Source organism: Streptomyces sp. NPDC001781 (assembly GCF_053596035.1).
The window spans coordinates 326,765-341,593 of the sequence record NZ_JBSFFI010000001.1 but is presented as its reverse complement, the minus strand read 5'-3'; the positions used below and the strand labels follow the sequence as shown (position 1 = coordinate 341,593).

Here is a 14,829-nt window from a genome sequence, read left to right as displayed (position 1 = left end):
CGCAAGGCGGAGCATCGCCCGCGTACGGGATGTACTCGGGCGATGCGACAACGCGGCGAGGTGCCGTGCCGGACGCCGCGAGCCGGTGAACCCTTCCGGTCACAGCACTAGCCAGGAACGCGAACCGGAGCCGGAGCTGGGGACTACAGCTCCGGCTCCGCCGTGTGCGGGGCGGCCCCCGCGCGGTCCAGCAGGCCGGTTCGGGCCGCGAGGGCGGCCGCCTCCAGCCGGGAGCCGACGCCCAGCTTCATCAGCACCCGCTGCACGTGCGTACGGGCGGTGCTGGGCGCTATCCCCATGCCGGCCGCGATCAGCCGGGTGTCCTCGCCGTCGGCGACCCGGACCAGCACCTCCACCTCTCGCGGGGTGAGCAGCCGCAGCAGCCGCTGACCCTCGTCGTCCGGCTGCGCGGCCGGGTTCAGCAGCTCCGCGAACGCGCTCTGGAGCAGCTGGGGGGCGACGGCCGCCTCACCGGCGCGGGCCATCAGGATGGCCCGCTCGACCCCCTCGATGCGCTCGTCGTGCCGTACGTACCCGGCGGCGCCCGCCGCGAAGGCGGCCGCGATGCCGCGCGGGGACGGGACCGGGCCGAGGACCAGGACCGCCACCTGCGGGCGCTCCCGCTTGATGCGGGCCACCGGGTCGAACGCGCCGGGCTCGGCGGGTGCCGCGGTGCCCAGCAGACACACCTCGGGGGCGCGCGATATCACCAGCTCGGCCGCGCCCGCGGCCGGCGCCGCCGCCGCGAGCACCCGGTGCCCGCGCAGCTTCAGCGCCGACGCCAACGCCTCCGCCAGCAGGCGGTGGTCGTCGACGACCATGAGCCGCACTCCCATAGAGCAACCCCCCAGTCCCTCCGATGTCCCGGAAGTTACACGCTCGGGGCCCCTGCCGTGCGGGCTTCGGTCAGTCGCGGGTGCCGAAGGCCACCACGCAGTTCTTGTCCTTGTCGAAGCTGCCGATCGGCTTGGCCGCGTTCGGCGCCGCCATGAACAGCCTGCCCTGGCTGTACCGGTACTCCGAGTAGTCCGGCAGGAGACCGTTCTGCAGGGCGTGGTCGGCCTGGTCGGCGGGCAGCTCCATCAGCGTCGTGGACTTGGATCCGGCGCCGTCGATGCTGACGACCTGGCCGCCCTTGTCGTACGGCGGCTTCTTGTACGCGATCAGGTTGCCGCCGTCCATGCGCAGCGGGAACAACGTGTAGTCCTCGCCGGCCGCGGCGCGCTGGCCGGTCTGCTTGCCGGTGGCGAGGTCGAAGGCGACGACCTCGTTGGTGCGGCTGAGCTTGCTCTTGCCGCCCCCGCTGTGCTCCTTGGTGGCCAGGTACAGCTTGCCCTGGCCCGCGACGACGCCCTTGCACTCCTCGACGAGGGTGATGGTGTCGCACTCCCCGTCGTAGGTGTCGCCCGAGACCGGGATGCGGGCCAGCAGCCTGCCGGTGCGGTTGTCGATGGAGAAGTAGTCCGAGACCCCGCTGCCGCCGCTCGCGCTGTGCCCGGCGTCCGCGCCGACCACGAGCGGGTCGGTGGAGACGATGCCCGCGTACTCGATGCCGGCGCCCATCTTGTACTCGGAGATCACCTTGCCCGAGGTGGGGTCGACGTTCTGGATGCTGAGGGTGCGGTCGGCGTAGCCGCCGCACTTGCGGACCGCGACCAGCTTGGTGCCGCCGCCGTAGCCGACGTCGTCGCACTCGTCGCCGGGCTTGGGCTGCCAGAGCACCTTGCCGGTGCCGATGTCGTAGGCCGCGCCGCCGCGGAGACCGCCGACCGCGACGGTCTTCCCGGCGACGGTGACGTTCTGGAACGTGGTGGCGAAGTCACCCGTGCCGATCGACCTGGTCCACAGCTTGGTGCCGGCCCGGACGTCGATGCCCGCGACCTGGGTGCAGCCGGGGCGGCTGGTGTTCGTCGGCATCGAGGGCTGGTAGACGATGCCGGTACGGCCGTCGGGGGTGACGTGGCCGGTGGCCGCGCAGACCGGGCCGGGGAGCTTGAGCGTCCACTTCTTGTGGCCGTCGGCCGGGTCGTAGCCGGTGATCTCGGCGATGCCGGTCTTGGCGTAGACGCCGGAGCTCAGCCAGGAGCCCGGCGTGCTGACGACGTTCTCCCCGGTCTTGGGCTGCGGGACCTTGAACAGGACGTCGGCGGCCGGGTTGTCCGGCACCTTCTCCTTGCCGCCGGTCGCGGTGCCGGAGCCGTTCTTGTCGCCGCCGGCGAGCGTGCCGCCGTCGGAGGAGCGGGAGTACCAGACGCCGGAGCCGATGATCAGGCCGATGGCGACGACGGCCGCGAGGACGATCAGCGCGATGGCGCGGTTCTCCCTGGCCCGGGTGTCGTCACCCGCCACGACCGTGGGCGGCTGGGCGGGGTATCCGTAGCCCGGCTGCTGCGGCTGGGCCGGGTAGCCGTAGCCGGGCTGCGGCTGCGGTTGCGTCGGGGGGGCCTGCGGGTAGCCGTACGCCGGCTGGGGACCGCCCGGCGCGGTCGGCGGGTTCGGCGGGGTCGGCGGGGTGGACGGCTGGTCCTGGGGCGTGCCGGAGGGCGGCTGGTCGCTCATCGTGGGGTGGCTCCAAGCGGCTGGTGGGGACGTCGGGCGCGGCGCGCGGAAGCGGGGAGGGCTACTTGCCGTAGGCCATCATCAGCTTCTCCTCGGAGTCGTCCTGGCCGCTCAGCCGGTTGGTGGCGATGAAGAGGCGGCCGTCGGACCAGACCGTGGTGGCGTCGAAGAAACCGTTCTCGATCTTCGCCGCGCCGTCCGGGTTCCGGAGCAGCGTGGTGGGCCGGTGCGCGCCGGGACCGGTCGGGACGGACAGCACCCGGCCGCCCTCGCTGTAGGACGCGTCGGCGTAGGCGACGAGGTTGCCGCCCTGGAGGCCGACCGGGACCATCGGGCGGTCGATCGGGGACTTCACCCGCCACTTCTCCTTGCCGTCGGCCAGGCCGATGGCGACGATCTCGTTGGCGCCGGTGGTGGACTCGGTGGGCAGGTAGAGGGTCCTGGGATCCACGGCGACGGCCTGGCAGTTCTGCAGGCCGCGGTTCAGGGAGAGGAAGCCGCAGCCGGGGGCGAACTTCTTGTCGACCTTGACCTCGGAGGTGAAGCGGCCGCCGCTGTCCAGGGTGGAGATGTTCCACGCCTTCTTGTCGCGGTTGGTCAGGTAGACGACCAGCGGCTTCAGGGAGAAGACGCGCTCGGCCCGCCAGCCCTTCGTGACGACCCGGGTCCACTTCACCTTCCCCGTGACCGGGTCGAGTTCGCGGATCTCGTCGCGCTCCTTGGCACCGCCCGCCCCGCAGGAGGCCACCTGGACCAGGCGCCCGTCGTCACCGGCGTATCCGGCCGGGTAGCAGTCCGTGCCGTATTTCTTGAGTTCGTACAGCTTCTTGCCGGTGGCCGCGTCGTACGCGGTGCCCGACATGGCACGGCCGACCACCAGGGTCCTGCCGGCCAGCGTCAGCTCGATGCTGCGGGTGCTGTCGAACAGGGCGGAGCCGTCGGCCACCTGGGCGTGCCAGCCCTTCTTGCCGGTGTCCAGGTCGATCTGCTGGAGCTGGTTGCACTTGGCGCGGTCGGTCGTGCCGCTCATGTACGCGACGACGACTTCGCCGTCGGCGGCGGCGCGCCTGGTGACCGCGCAGACCTCGTGCGGCAGGGCGATCGGGTCCCAGGCGGGCGTGCCGTCCGCGACGCGGAAGCCGACGACCTCCTTGTACGCGGCCTTCACCGCGGTCTGCCCCGTGACCCAGAGTCCCGGCGCGTCCGCGCCGTTGCCGGGGGCGTCGGGGGCGGACTTGTACCAGAGGACCTTCGCCTCGCCGGGCTTGCGGCCCGCGTTGAGGTCCTCGGCGTCCGACCGGCCGTCGCCGTCGCCGTCGCCGGTGTCGACGGAGGGGGACGCGGTGGCGGAGTGCCCGCCGTCGCCGCTGGGGTGCGCTACGGGCTTGCCGTCGTCCCCACCGCCACGGGTGACCGCGTACACGGTGCCGCCGACGAGCAGCAGCGCGACGGCCACCGCCCCGGCTATCAGCGCGGTGCGCTTACCGCCGCCCGGCGGCTTGCCGGGGGCACCGGGGAGCGGGTACGTCCCGTAGGGGGCCTGCCCGTAGGGGCCGGGCGCCTGGCCGTAGGGGCCGGGCTGGGCGTACGGGCCGGGAGACTGCTGGGGATAGCCGTAGCCGGGCTGCGGCGGCGGCTGCTGGGGATAGCCGTAACCGGGCTGCGGCGGCGGCTGCTGCGGGGCGCCGAAGCCCCCCTGTGACGGCTGACCCTGCGATGGCTGGTTCTGCGGCGGGCCGAAACCGCCGTGCGGCGGCTGACCGGGCGGCGGCTGGCTCATCAGCGCTGCTCCCCCTCGTTCACTGATTTTTAGCCTACGAACCGCCTTTCTATCACCGACCGGCGACCGCACAGGGGCCCATGTGGACCCCTGTGCCCAAGGTCGAACCACCCCGTGATGCGGCCGTTACGGACCCGCCGGTATGGCCGGATCCCGCCGTACGCGCTACGCGTCCTCCGCCAGCTCCAGCCAGCGCAGCTCCAGTTCCTCGCGCTCACCGGCGAGTTCGCGCAGTTCGGCGTCGAGTTCGGCCACCTTGGCGAAGTCGGTGGCGTTGTCGGCGATCCGGCCGTGCAGCTTGGACTCCTTGTCGGAGATCCTGTCCAACTGCCGCTCGATCTTCTGGAGTTCCTTCTTCGCGGCGCGCTGGTCGGCGGCGCTCCTCTCCGTGGGGACAGGGGCGGGCGCGGCGGCGGCCGAGCGCTGGGCGACGGCCTCCTCCATGCGCAGGCGGCGCTCAAGGTACTCGTCGATGCCGCGCGGCAGCATGCGCAGGGCGCCGTCGCCGAGCAGGGCGTAGACCTTGTCGGTGGTGCGCTCGACGAAGAACCGGTCGTGGGAGATGACGACCATCGAGCCGGGCCAGCCGTCGAGGACGTCCTCCAGCTGGGTCAGGGTCTCGATGTCCAGGTCGTTGGTGGGCTCGTCCAGGAAGAGGACGTTGGGCTCGTCCATCAGCAGACGCAGCAGCTGGAGCCGGCGGCGCTCACCGCCGGACAGGTCGCCGACCGGCGTCCACTGCTTCTCCTTGGTGAAGCCGAACGTCTCGCAGAGCTGGCCCGCCGTCATCTCGCGGCCCTTGCCGAGGTCGACACGCTCACGCACGCGCTGCACGGCCTCCAGCACCCGCCAGGCGGGGTCGAGTTCGGCGACCTCCTGGGAGAGGTAGGCGAGCTTGACCGTCTTGCCGACGTTGACCCTGCCACCGGCGGGCTGCTGCTCGCCGCCGGAGCGGGCGGCCTCGGCCATGGCCCGCAGCAGGGAGGTCTTGCCGGCGCCGTTGACGCCGACCAGGCCGATGCGGTCACCGGGACCGAGCTGCCAGGTGACGTGCCGGAGCAGTTCCTTGGGGCCGGCGGTGACGCTGACGTCCTCCAGGTCGAAGACCGTCCTGCCGAGCCGGGAGGAGGCGAACTTCATCAGCTCGCTGCTGTCGCGCGGCGGCGGTACGTCCTTGATCAGCTCGTTGGCCGCCTCGACCCGGAAACGGGGCTTGGAGGTACGGGCGGGGGCGCCCCGGCGCAGCCAGGCCAGCTCCTTGCGGACGAGGTTCTGCCGCTTGGTCTCCTCGGTGGCGGCGATGCGCTCCCGCTCGGCACGCGCGAAGACGTAGTCGGAGTAGCCGCCCTCGTACTCGTAGACCGTGCCGCGCTGGACGTCCCACATGCGGGTGCAGACCTGGTCCAGGAACCAGCGGTCGTGGGTGACGCAGACGAGTGCCGACCGGCGCTCGCGCAGGTGCCGGGCGAGCCAGGCGATGCCCTCGACGTCGAGGTGGTTGGTGGGCTCGTCCAGGACGAGGAGGTCCTGCTCCTCGATCAGCAGCTTCGCGAGCGCGATCCGGCGCCGCTCACCGCCGGACAGCGGGCCGATGACGGTGTCCAGCCCCTTGGGGAAGCCCGGCAGGTCGAGCCCGCCGAACAGGCCGGTCAGCACGTCCCTGACCTTGGCGTTGCCCGCCCACTCGTGGTCGGCCAGGTCGCCGATGACCTCGTGGCGGACGGTGGCCTCCGGGTCGAGCGAGTCGTGCTGCGTCAGCACCCCGCTCCGCAGCCCTCCGGAGTGCGTGACCCGCCCGCTGTCGGCCTCCTCGACCTTGGCGAGCATCCGGATCAGCGTGGTCTTCCCGTCGCCGTTGCGCCCGACGACCCCGATCCGGTCCCCTTCCGACACACCGAGCGAGACGCCGTCCAGCAGGGCCCGCGTGCCGTAGACCTTGCTGACGTTCTCGACATTGACCAGATTGACGGCCATTTCACTCCTGTGCAGGGGGATCGATCAGCCTTCAAGCGTAGGCCCTGCCGGGTCGGGGGCGGGGCGCGCGGGTGCGGTCACTCTTTGTGATGACGTGATCGACGTCCGGCCGCTACCGTTGACCACAGGCAGCAGGATCTCCGTCCATGGGAGGCACTATGACCGCCGAGTCCGTAGAGCACCGTCCGCACTGGCCGGTGCCGCCCAAGGACGGCTACACCGTGGACGACCTGTTCGCACTGCCGGATCTCCCGCCGCACACGGAGCTGATCGACGGGAGCCTGGTCTTCGTGAGTCCGCAGAGGGATTTCCACAGCGTCGTGACCGATCTGCTCGCTGCCGGCCTCAGGAGTACCGTGCCGTCCGAACTGCGGGTGCGCAGGGAGATGACCGTGGTCCTCGACCGCCGCAACGCTCCCGAGCCGGACCTCTGCGTCGTACGCGCCGAGTACGTCGCCGGTCGCCGCCAGACGCGCTTCGAGGCGGCCGACGTCCTGCTCGCCGTGGAGGTGGTCTCCCCGGACTCCGAGTCCCGGGACCGTGACACCAAGCCGCACAAGTACGCCGCGGCGGGCATCCCCCACTTCTGGCTGGTGGAGATGGCCGGCGAGGACGACCATCCCGTGGTCCAGGTGTACGAGCGGGGCGAGGCCACCGGGACCTACGCCCTGACCGGCATCCACCACGCACAGGTCAAGCTGACCGCGCCCTACGGGATCGACATCGACCTGACCGGGATCGGCAGCCTCTGAGGCTCAGAGAACCGTCGCCCCCGGAACCGGCCCCGCCGCCGTGCGGGTGGTGCGGCAGGTGCCGGAGGCGTGGAGGGCCGCCGCCACCTTCGCGGCGGCGTCCGCGTCGGGGACCAGGAACGCCGTGGTCGGGCCCGAGCCGGAGACCAGGGCGGCCAGGGCGCCCGCGGCGCGGCCCGTCTCCAGGGTGGCCGCCAGCTCCGGGTAGAGGGAGAGGGCGGCGGGCTGGAGGTCGTTGGTGAGGGCGGCCGCGAGGGCTTCCGGGTCGCCCTTCGACAGGGCCGTCAGGAGCGACGGGTCGGCCTCCGGGACCGGAATCTCCCGGCCCGCCGTCAGACGGTCGAACTCGCGGAAGACCGCCGGGGTCGACAGGCCCCGCTCCGCCATCGCGAACACCCAGTGGAAGGTGCCGCCGGCCTCCAGCTCAGCCAGCCTCTCGCCGCGTCCGGTGCCCAGCGCCGCGCCCCCGACCAGGCTGAAGGGGACGTCGCTGCCCAGCTCGGCGCAGATGTCGAGCAGTTCGGCACGCGTGGCGCCGGTGCCCCAGAGCGCGTCGCAGGCCACCAGCGCGCCCGCGCCGTCCGCGCTGCCGCCTGCCATGCCGCCCGCGACCGGGATGTCCTTGGCGATGTGCAGGTGGACGGCGGGCTCGATGCCCCGGCGTTCGGCGAGCGCGAGCGCGGCGCGGGCGGCCAGGTTGGTGCGGTCCAGGGGGACCGAGGCGGCGTACGGCCCGGAGCAGGTGATCCGGAGTCCGTCGGCCGGGGTCACGGTGACCTCGTCGTACAGCCCGACCGCGAGGAAGACGTTGGCCAGGTCGTGGAAGCCGTCGGGGCGGGCCGCGCCCACGCCGAGCTGGACGTTGACCTTGGCGGGGACCCGTACCGTGACGCTCACGCGCCCGCCGCCTTGTGCTCGGCGATCGCCGCGAACTCCTCGACGGTCAGCGCTTCGCCGCGTGCCTGCGGGGAGACCCCGGCGGCGACCAGCGCGGCCTCGGCGGCGGCGGCCGACCCGGCCCAGCCGGCCAGCGCGGCGCGCAGCGTCTTGCGGCGCTGGGCGAAGGCGGCGTCGACCACGGCGAAGACCTCCGCGCGGGTGGCCGACGTCTTCACCGGCTCGGTGCGCCGGACCAGGGAGACCAGGCCGCTGTCCACGTTCGGCGCGGGCCAGAACACGTTCCGCCCGATCGCCCCGGCCCGCTTGACCTCGGCGTACCAGTTGGCCTTGACGGAGGGCACGCCGTACACCTTGGAGCCGGGCGCGGCGGCGAGCCGGTCGGCGACCTCGGACTGGACCATCACCAGGGTGCGCTCGATGCTCGGGAAGGTGGCGAGCATGTGCAGCAGCACGGGGACGGCGACGTTGTAGGGCAGGTTGGCGACGAGCGCGGTCGGCGGCGGGCCGGGCAGTTCCTCCACGAGCATCGCGTCGGAGTGGACCAGCGCGAACCGGTCGGCGCGGTCGGGCATCCGGGCGGCGACGGTCGCGGGCAGCGCGGCGGCCAGCACGTCGTCGATCTCGACGGCGGTGACCCGGTCGGCCGCCTCCAGCAGGGCCAGGGTGAGGGAGCCGAGTCCCGGCCCGACCTCCACCACCACGTCGTCGGGGCGCACCCCGGCGGTGCGCACGATGCGGCGGACCGTGTTGGCGTCGATCACGAAGTTCTGGCCGCGCTGCTTGGTCGGCCGTACGCCGAGCACGGCCGCCAGTTCGCGGATGTCGGCGGGACCGAGGAGGGCGTCGGGGGTGGGGCTGCTCACGGGACAAGGGTACGGGGCGGTGCGGGCGCCGCCGCCCCGGCTCAGCCGCGCAGCCGTGCCCCGCAGTGCGGCCAGGGCGAGGTGCCGTGCCGCAGGTACAGGGTCCGGGCGCGGCGGGTCTGCTCCTCGGGCGGCGCGTCCTGGGGCCGGCCGCTGCCGCCGAGGCCGTGCCAGGTGGCGGTGTCGAACTGGTAGAGCCCGCCGTAGGTGCCGGAGGGGTCGACGGCGTCGGCCCGGCCGCCGGACTCGCAGACGGCGAGCGCGTGCCAGTTCAGGCCGTCCGCGCCGGAGGCGGCGGCCGTACGGGCCCCGGTGCCGGCCCGGACGTGCTGTGTACGGGGCTCGCGGACCACCTCGGAGTGCTCGCGGCGGGGGCGCTGCCGGACGCCGTTGACGGTGCGCTGCAGGTAGGTGGTGCGGCGCAGCCCGGGCCGCCCGGCCTGGTCGACGACCTCGGTGCCCTCGGGCAGCGTGGGGTCCTCGGTGCGGCGCACGGCGTAGGGGATCTCCTCGTCGCGTGTCTGGTGGGTGCCGGTGATCCGCAGCACGGTGACGGTCTGCCCGTCGCGCGGGAAGGAGGTGCCGGGCACGGAGGTGGTGTCCTCGCCGCGCAGGGTGATCCCGGCTTCGCGCAGCGCCTCGGCGACGGTGGCCGCGTTGGTGCGCAGGGTCCGGGTCCGGCCGTCCGCCATGACGGTGACGCTGCGCTCGGTGCGGACGTCCAGGGCGAGCCCGGCCCGGCCGATGGGCAGCGAGCGGGACGCGGACAGGTAGGCGCCCTCCGCCCGCACGCCGAGCTGCCTGAGCGCGCCGTCGACGGTGTCGGCGGTGGTCCACACCACGCGGCGCTCGCCGTCGATGGTGAGCCGGACCGGCCGGCCGTGGCGTACGGCGATCTCGTCGCCGTCGGTGAGCGGGGTGCCGGGGGCGGGGGCGACCACGTCGTGCGGGCCGACCCGCACGCCCTGCTCGGCGAGGAGGCCGGTGACGTCGTCGGCGAAGGTGTGCAGGGTGCGGGGCCGGCCGTCGACGGTCAGTTCGACCGCCTTGTCCTCGGCGACGAAGGCGGCGGTGCCGCCGGCGAGGAACGCGACGACGAGCGCCTGGGGCAGCAGCCGGCGTACCGGGGACTCGGGCCGTTCGGCGGCCCGCCGTCCGCGTCCCGCGGGTCTCGCGCCCCGCGGCGTCTCGCGGGGCGCGGGTACGGCCTCGTGGGCGGGCCGGCAGGTGTCGCCGCCGCGCACGCCGTACGGCAGGGTCAGCGCGGTGTGCACCGAGGGCACGGCCGGTTCGTCGCCGAGGGTGCCGTGGGGGCCGTACCGCTCGTACTGCTGGGTCACGCCGACACGCTCCAGGGGGCGTTGGCCGATCGGGCCCCCAGAACCTAGCGGGTCGGACGTCACTCTCCAAAGCGGCACGGCCACTCGGGGTCACGACTCGAACTGGCGCCTCAGTACCCGAAGGCGCGCGCGGTGTTGGCGCCGAGGGCGGCGGCCAGGGTGTCCTCGTCGGTGCCGCGTACGGCGGCCATGGCGCGCACGGTGACCGGGATCAGGTACGGGGCGTTGGGGCGGCCCCGGTAGGGCGCCGGGGTGAGGAAGGGGGCGTCGGTCTCCACCAGGACCAGCTCCAGCGGGGCCACGGCCAGGGCGTCCCGGAGGCTCTGCGCGTTCTTGAAGGTGACGTTGCCGGCGAAGGACATGTAGTAGCCCTCGCGGGCGCAGATCTCCGCCATGTCGGCGTCGCCGGAGTAGCAGTGGAAGACGGTGCGCTCGGGGGCGCCCTCCTCCTTCAGCACACGCAGCACGTCGGCGTGGGCGTCGCGGTCGTGGATGACCAGGGTCTTGCCGTGCCGCTTGGCGATCTCGATGTGGGCGCGGAAGGACCGCTCCTGCGCCTCCTTGCCCTCGGGGCCGGTGCGGAAGAAGTCGAGGCCGGTCTCGCCGACGCCCCTGACCTGCGGGAGCGCGGCGAGCCGGTCGATCTCGGCGAGCGCCTCGTCGAGCGCCGCGTCCCCGCCCGGCTGCCGGGCGCCCTGCCTCGACCATCCGTCGGGGTCACCGTGCACGATGCGCGGTGCCTCGTTCGGGTGCAGGGCGACCGTCGCGTGGACGCGGTCGTGCGCGGCGGCCGTCTCGGCGGCCCAGCGGGAGCCCGCCAGGTCGCAGCCGACCTGCACGACCGTGGTCACGCCGACCGACGCGGCCTTCGCGAGCCCCTCCTCGACGGTGCCGGACTGCATGTCGAGGTGGGTGTGGGAGTCGGCCACCTCGACGCCGAGGGGTGCGGGGAGCGGGGGCGGCGCGTTCTTGTCACCGGCGTTCGAAGGCATGCCCCGATCCTACGGAAGGGGCGCGCTGGTGCTGTGACTGAAAAGGTCTGCCGGAAAGCTCGCGGCGTCCGGTGCGGTGCATCGCAAGGCGGAGCACCGCCCGCGTACTGGACGTACCCGGACGATGCGGCAACGCGGCGAGGTACCGTGCCGGACGCCGCGAGCCGGTGAACCTTCCCGGTCACAGCACTAGCTCGCCCGGCGCTGGAAGGGATGCAGCAGGTCGGAGAGGTGCCAGTGGTGGCCCTCCGGCACCGGCGCGGGCTCCGGGACCGGGCGGCGGACGGAGGACACCTGTCCGGCGCGCATGATCCGTACGACGTGCCCGTCGCAGTTCTCGCACACCGGCCGGCTCAGCGGGGACGGCACGACGGTGCCGTCCGCGACGTACCGGACGCACTCATGGCCCCCGGTGTCGGTGTGGTGCTCTATCGCGTACGACTGCTCCCAGCCGTGCCCGCATCGCATGCAGGCGAACGCGTACGACTCGTGAACGGCGGCGATCTGCCCGGCGACCTCACTCATGCCCAGCTCCTGCGGTCCACTGGCGCCCCCGGTACGGAGGCGGGGGACGGTTCCGGTCCCTTCGCCCAGTGGACGCCCGCCGCGCCCCGAAAGCACGCGACCTGTCGACTGTTGGACGCGCCTTGGCCGGCCCTTGCCGAACGGCCCCGCCGGAGCCGGTTCCCTTTGCCCGCCCGCACCCCGCGTTTGCCCACCCATGGGGCGCACCCCGGCATGCGCGCCGCGCGGGGGGCGCGGGGGGGGTCTCGGGGGCCCAGCGGACGGCGTACCGCCCGCGGTACCCGCGTACGGACCTCCGGTCAGTCCCCCGAGCGCTTCGCCGCCACCACCGCGTCGAAGACCACCCGCTTGGGGAGGCCCGCCTCGGCCGCGACCGCGGCGATCGCCTCCTTGCGGCGTTCACCGGCGTCCTCGCGGATGCGCACGCGGCGGACGAGTTCGCCGGCGTCGAGTTCCTCGGGGCCGGACTCGGGGGCGCCCTCGACGACGACGGTGATCTCGCCGCGTACGCCCTCGGCGGCCCAGGCGGCCAGATCGGCGAGGGGGCCGCGTCTGACCTCCTCGTACGTCTTGGTCAGCTCGCGGCAGACGGCGGCCCGGCGGCCGGCGCCGAAGACCTCGGCCATCGCGGCGAGGGTGTCGTCCAGCCGGTGCGGGGCCTCGAAGTAGACGAGGGTGCGCCGCTCGTCGGCGACCTCGCGCAGCCGGGACAGCCGCTCGCCGCCCTTGCGCGGCAGGAACCCCTCGAAGCAGAACCGGTCCACCGGCAGCCCGGACAGCGCGAGCGCGGTGAGCACGGCGGAGGGGCCCGGCACGGCGGTGACCTTGATGTCGTGCTCGACGGCGGCCGCGACCAGCCGGTACCCGGGGTCGGAGACCGAGGGCATCCCCGCGTCCGTGACGAGGAGCACCCGGGCGCCACCGCGCAGCTCCTCCACCAGCTCGGGGGTGCGCGCGGACTCGTTGCCCTCGAAGTACGAGACCACCCGGCCGCCCGGCGTCACCCCGAGGGCCTGGGTGAGGCGGCGCAGCCGCCGGGTGTCCTCGGCGGCGACGACGTCGGCCTCGGCCAGCTCCTTGGACAGCCGGGGCGGGGCGTCCGCGACGTCGCCGATGGGGGTACCTGCGAGGACAAGGGTTCCAGTCACGGGACCATCCTCCCAGGGGCGCCGGGCGGCACGGAAAACGATCGCGTCCCAATCGGTACCGCGCTTGCACGGGACTCACACGGCACGTTTCCCTACCATGGCGCGGTGACCAGTACCGCGTCCTCCACGGACCTCCGGCAGGGCCAGACGCCGCCCGACGACGAGCGGCCCTCCTGGCAGCGGCGGCTGCGCCGATTCGGCTACGCACCTCCCGCGGACGCCCCCGCGGCCGACGTACGGGACCGGCTCGTGCCGCCCTACGCGCAGCCTTCGCCGAGGGTGTGGCAGGTGCTGGGCTGCCCGCCGCACCTGGCGGACCGGATCACCCGCTGGTCGGGCTGGGGCGGGCCGCTGCTGGTGACGCTGCTCGCGGGTCTGCTGCGGTTCTGGCACCTGGGCAGCCCGCGCGCGGTGATATTCGACGAGACGTACTACGCCAAGGACGCCTGGGCGCTCGTCCACCGCGGCTTCGAGGTCAACTGGGACAAGAACGCCAACGACGCGGTCCTCGCCACCCACGGGCACCTCGCCGTTCCCACGGACGCGGCGTACGTGGTGCACCCGCCGGTCGGCAAGTACGTGATCGGCCTGGGCGAGCTGGTCTTCGGGTTCGATCCGTTCGGCTGGCGGTTCATGACGGCGCTGCTCGGCACGCTGAGCGTGCTGCTGCTGTGCCGGATCGGGCGGCGGATGTTCCGCTCCACGTTCCTCGGCTGCCTGGCGGGCGGGCTGATGGCGGTGGACGGCCTGCACTTCGTGATGAGCAGGACGGCGCTGCTGGACGGCGTGCTGATGTTCTTCGTGGTGGCCGCCTTCGGCTGCCTGGTGGTGGACCGGGACCGGGCGCGGGAGAGGCTCGCCGCCGCGCTCCCGGTCGGCCCGGACGGCGTCGCGCGCCCGGACGCACGGCTGGGCGACACCTTCCGCTTCGGTCCGCGCCCCTGGCGCTGGGGCGCGGGAGTCATGCTGGGCCTGGCCTTCGGCACCAAGTGGAACGGCCTGTACATCCTGGCCGCGTTCTGCCTGATGTCGGTGCTGTGGGACGTGGGCGCCCGCAAGGTGGCGGGCGCCCGGCACCCGTACGAGGCGGTGCTGAAGTACGACACCGGCTTCGCGTTCCTGGCGACGGTGCCGGTGGCGATCGCGGTGTACGTGGTCTCCTGGACCGGCTGGATCCTCTCCCCCACCGACGGCACCGGCGGCTACTTCCGCAACTGGGCCGCGACGGACGGCCGGGGCGGCTCCTGGACCTTCCTGCCGGACTGGGTGCGCAGCCTGTGGCACTACGAGCACGAGGTCTACAACTTCCACGTCCACCTGTCGTCCCCGCACACCTACCAGTCCAACCCGTGGAGCTGGATCGTGCTGGGCCGCCCGGTCTCGTTCTTCTACGAGTCCCCCGGCCCCGGCTCCGCCGGCTGCCCGATCGGCACCACCGACAAGTGCGCCCGCGAGGTCCTCGCCCTCGGCACGCCCATGCTGTGGTGGGCGGGCTGCGCGGCCGTCCTCTACGTCCTGTGGCGCTGGGCCTTCCGCCGCGACTGGCGGGCCGGTGCTATCGCCTGCGGCGTCGCGGCCGGATACCTCCCCTGGTTCATGTACCAGGAGCGCACGATCTTCCTCTTCTACGCGGTCGTCTTCGTCCCGTTCCTCTGTCTCGCGGTCGCCATGCTGGTGGGCGCGATCATCGGCCCCCCTCGCTCCACGGACACCCGCCGCGTGGTCGGCGCGACGGCGGCCGGTGTCCTGGTCCTGCTGATCGCCTGGAACTTCATCTACTTCTGGCCCCTCTACACCGGCCAGGCCATCCCCATCGGGTCCTGGCGGGGCCGGATGTGGCTGGACACCTGGGTGTAGGCGGGAACACGCCAGGTTTCGCCACCCCCGCGGGGGCGCTGCCTGCGGGTTTCGGACGCGCCAGGGGAACGCGCCAGTCGAACGCCACCGGGCCCGCCACCGGCAAATGGGGGCGAACCCCCATCCGGGGTGCGGGCGG

General features: G+C 73.4%; 12 protein-coding genes. 2 read left to right on the top strand and 10 right to left on the bottom strand.

What is annotated here, in order from left to right; translation table 11 throughout:
* Positions 1-143 precede the first annotated feature (143 nt).
* From ACWCV3_RS01720 to ACWCV3_RS01705, 4 genes are all read right to left on the bottom strand, one after another.
* The gene (locus tag ACWCV3_RS01720; RefSeq protein WP_451216753.1) at positions 144-836 is read right to left on the bottom strand and encodes a helix-turn-helix transcriptional regulator; all 693 of its coding nucleotides are present in this window, start codon (positions 834-836) and stop codon (positions 144-146) included.
* A 70-nt stretch (positions 837-906) separates the two neighbouring features.
* A complete protein-coding gene (locus tag ACWCV3_RS01715) occupies positions 907-2,559 on the bottom strand; it encodes an outer membrane protein assembly factor BamB family protein (RefSeq protein WP_451216750.1) in 1,653 nt (550 codons plus the stop codon).
* A gap of 61 nt (positions 2,560-2,620) precedes the next feature.
* On the bottom strand, positions 2,621-4,339 hold the full coding sequence (locus tag ACWCV3_RS01710; RefSeq protein ID WP_451216747.1) for an outer membrane protein assembly factor BamB family protein: 1,719 nt from the start codon (positions 4,337-4,339) through the stop codon (positions 2,621-2,623).
* A 165-nt stretch (positions 4,340-4,504) separates the two neighbouring features.
* Positions 4,505-6,313: an ABC-F family ATP-binding cassette domain-containing protein gene (locus ACWCV3_RS01705; protein WP_451216744.1), complete on the bottom strand. Its 1,809-nt coding sequence runs from the start codon at positions 6,311-6,313 to the stop codon at positions 4,505-4,507.
* A gap of 158 nt (positions 6,314-6,471) precedes the next feature.
* Between ACWCV3_RS01705 and ACWCV3_RS01700 the strand changes: the two genes are divergently transcribed.
* Positions 6,472-7,065, top strand: a complete 594-nt coding sequence (locus ACWCV3_RS01700) for a Uma2 family endonuclease (protein WP_451216806.1) — start codon at positions 6,472-6,474, stop codon at positions 7,063-7,065.
* Positions 7,066-7,068: 3 nt separating this feature from the next.
* On the opposite strand, the gene ACWCV3_RS01695 is transcribed toward ACWCV3_RS01700, so the two are convergent.
* From ACWCV3_RS01695 to rsmI, 6 genes are all read right to left on the bottom strand, one after another.
* Complete coding sequence (locus tag ACWCV3_RS01695) at positions 7,069-7,962, bottom strand: 4-(cytidine 5'-diphospho)-2-C-methyl-D-erythritol kinase (protein WP_451216741.1); 894 nt, start codon at positions 7,960-7,962, stop codon at positions 7,069-7,071.
* Positions 7,959-8,828: a 16S rRNA (adenine(1518)-N(6)/adenine(1519)-N(6))-dimethyltransferase RsmA gene (rsmA, locus tag ACWCV3_RS01690; protein ID WP_451216738.1), complete on the bottom strand. Its 870-nt coding sequence runs from the start codon at positions 8,826-8,828 to the stop codon at positions 7,959-7,961. The genes ACWCV3_RS01695 and rsmA overlap by 4 nt, the downstream gene beginning before the upstream one ends.
* A gap of 41 nt (positions 8,829-8,869) precedes the next feature.
* Complete coding sequence (locus tag ACWCV3_RS01685; RefSeq protein ID WP_451216735.1) at positions 8,870-10,168, bottom strand: ubiquitin-like domain-containing protein; 1,299 nt, start codon at positions 10,166-10,168, stop codon at positions 8,870-8,872.
* Positions 10,169-10,278: 110 nt separating this feature from the next.
* Positions 10,279-11,160, bottom strand: coding sequence for a TatD family hydrolase (locus ACWCV3_RS01680; protein ID WP_451216732.1), 882 nt, complete (start codon positions 11,158-11,160; stop codon positions 10,279-10,281).
* A gap of 189 nt (positions 11,161-11,349) precedes the next feature.
* Positions 11,350-11,685: a hypothetical protein gene (locus ACWCV3_RS01675; protein ID WP_451216729.1), complete on the bottom strand. Its 336-nt coding sequence runs from the start codon at positions 11,683-11,685 to the stop codon at positions 11,350-11,352.
* Between the two features lie 299 nt (positions 11,686-11,984).
* Entirely contained in the window at positions 11,985-12,833 is an 849-nt protein-coding gene (gene rsmI, locus ACWCV3_RS01670) for a 16S rRNA (cytidine(1402)-2'-O)-methyltransferase (RefSeq protein WP_451216726.1), read from the bottom strand.
* Positions 12,834-12,938: 105 nt separating this feature from the next.
* On the opposite strand from rsmI, the gene ACWCV3_RS01665 reads away from it, so the two are divergent.
* Positions 12,939-14,690 carry a dolichyl-phosphate-mannose--protein mannosyltransferase gene (locus ACWCV3_RS01665; protein ID WP_451216723.1) on the top strand — a complete coding sequence of 584 codons (1,752 nt, stop codon included), beginning with the start codon at positions 12,939-12,941 and terminating at the stop codon, positions 14,688-14,690.
* Positions 14,691-14,829: the final 139 nt, after the last annotated feature.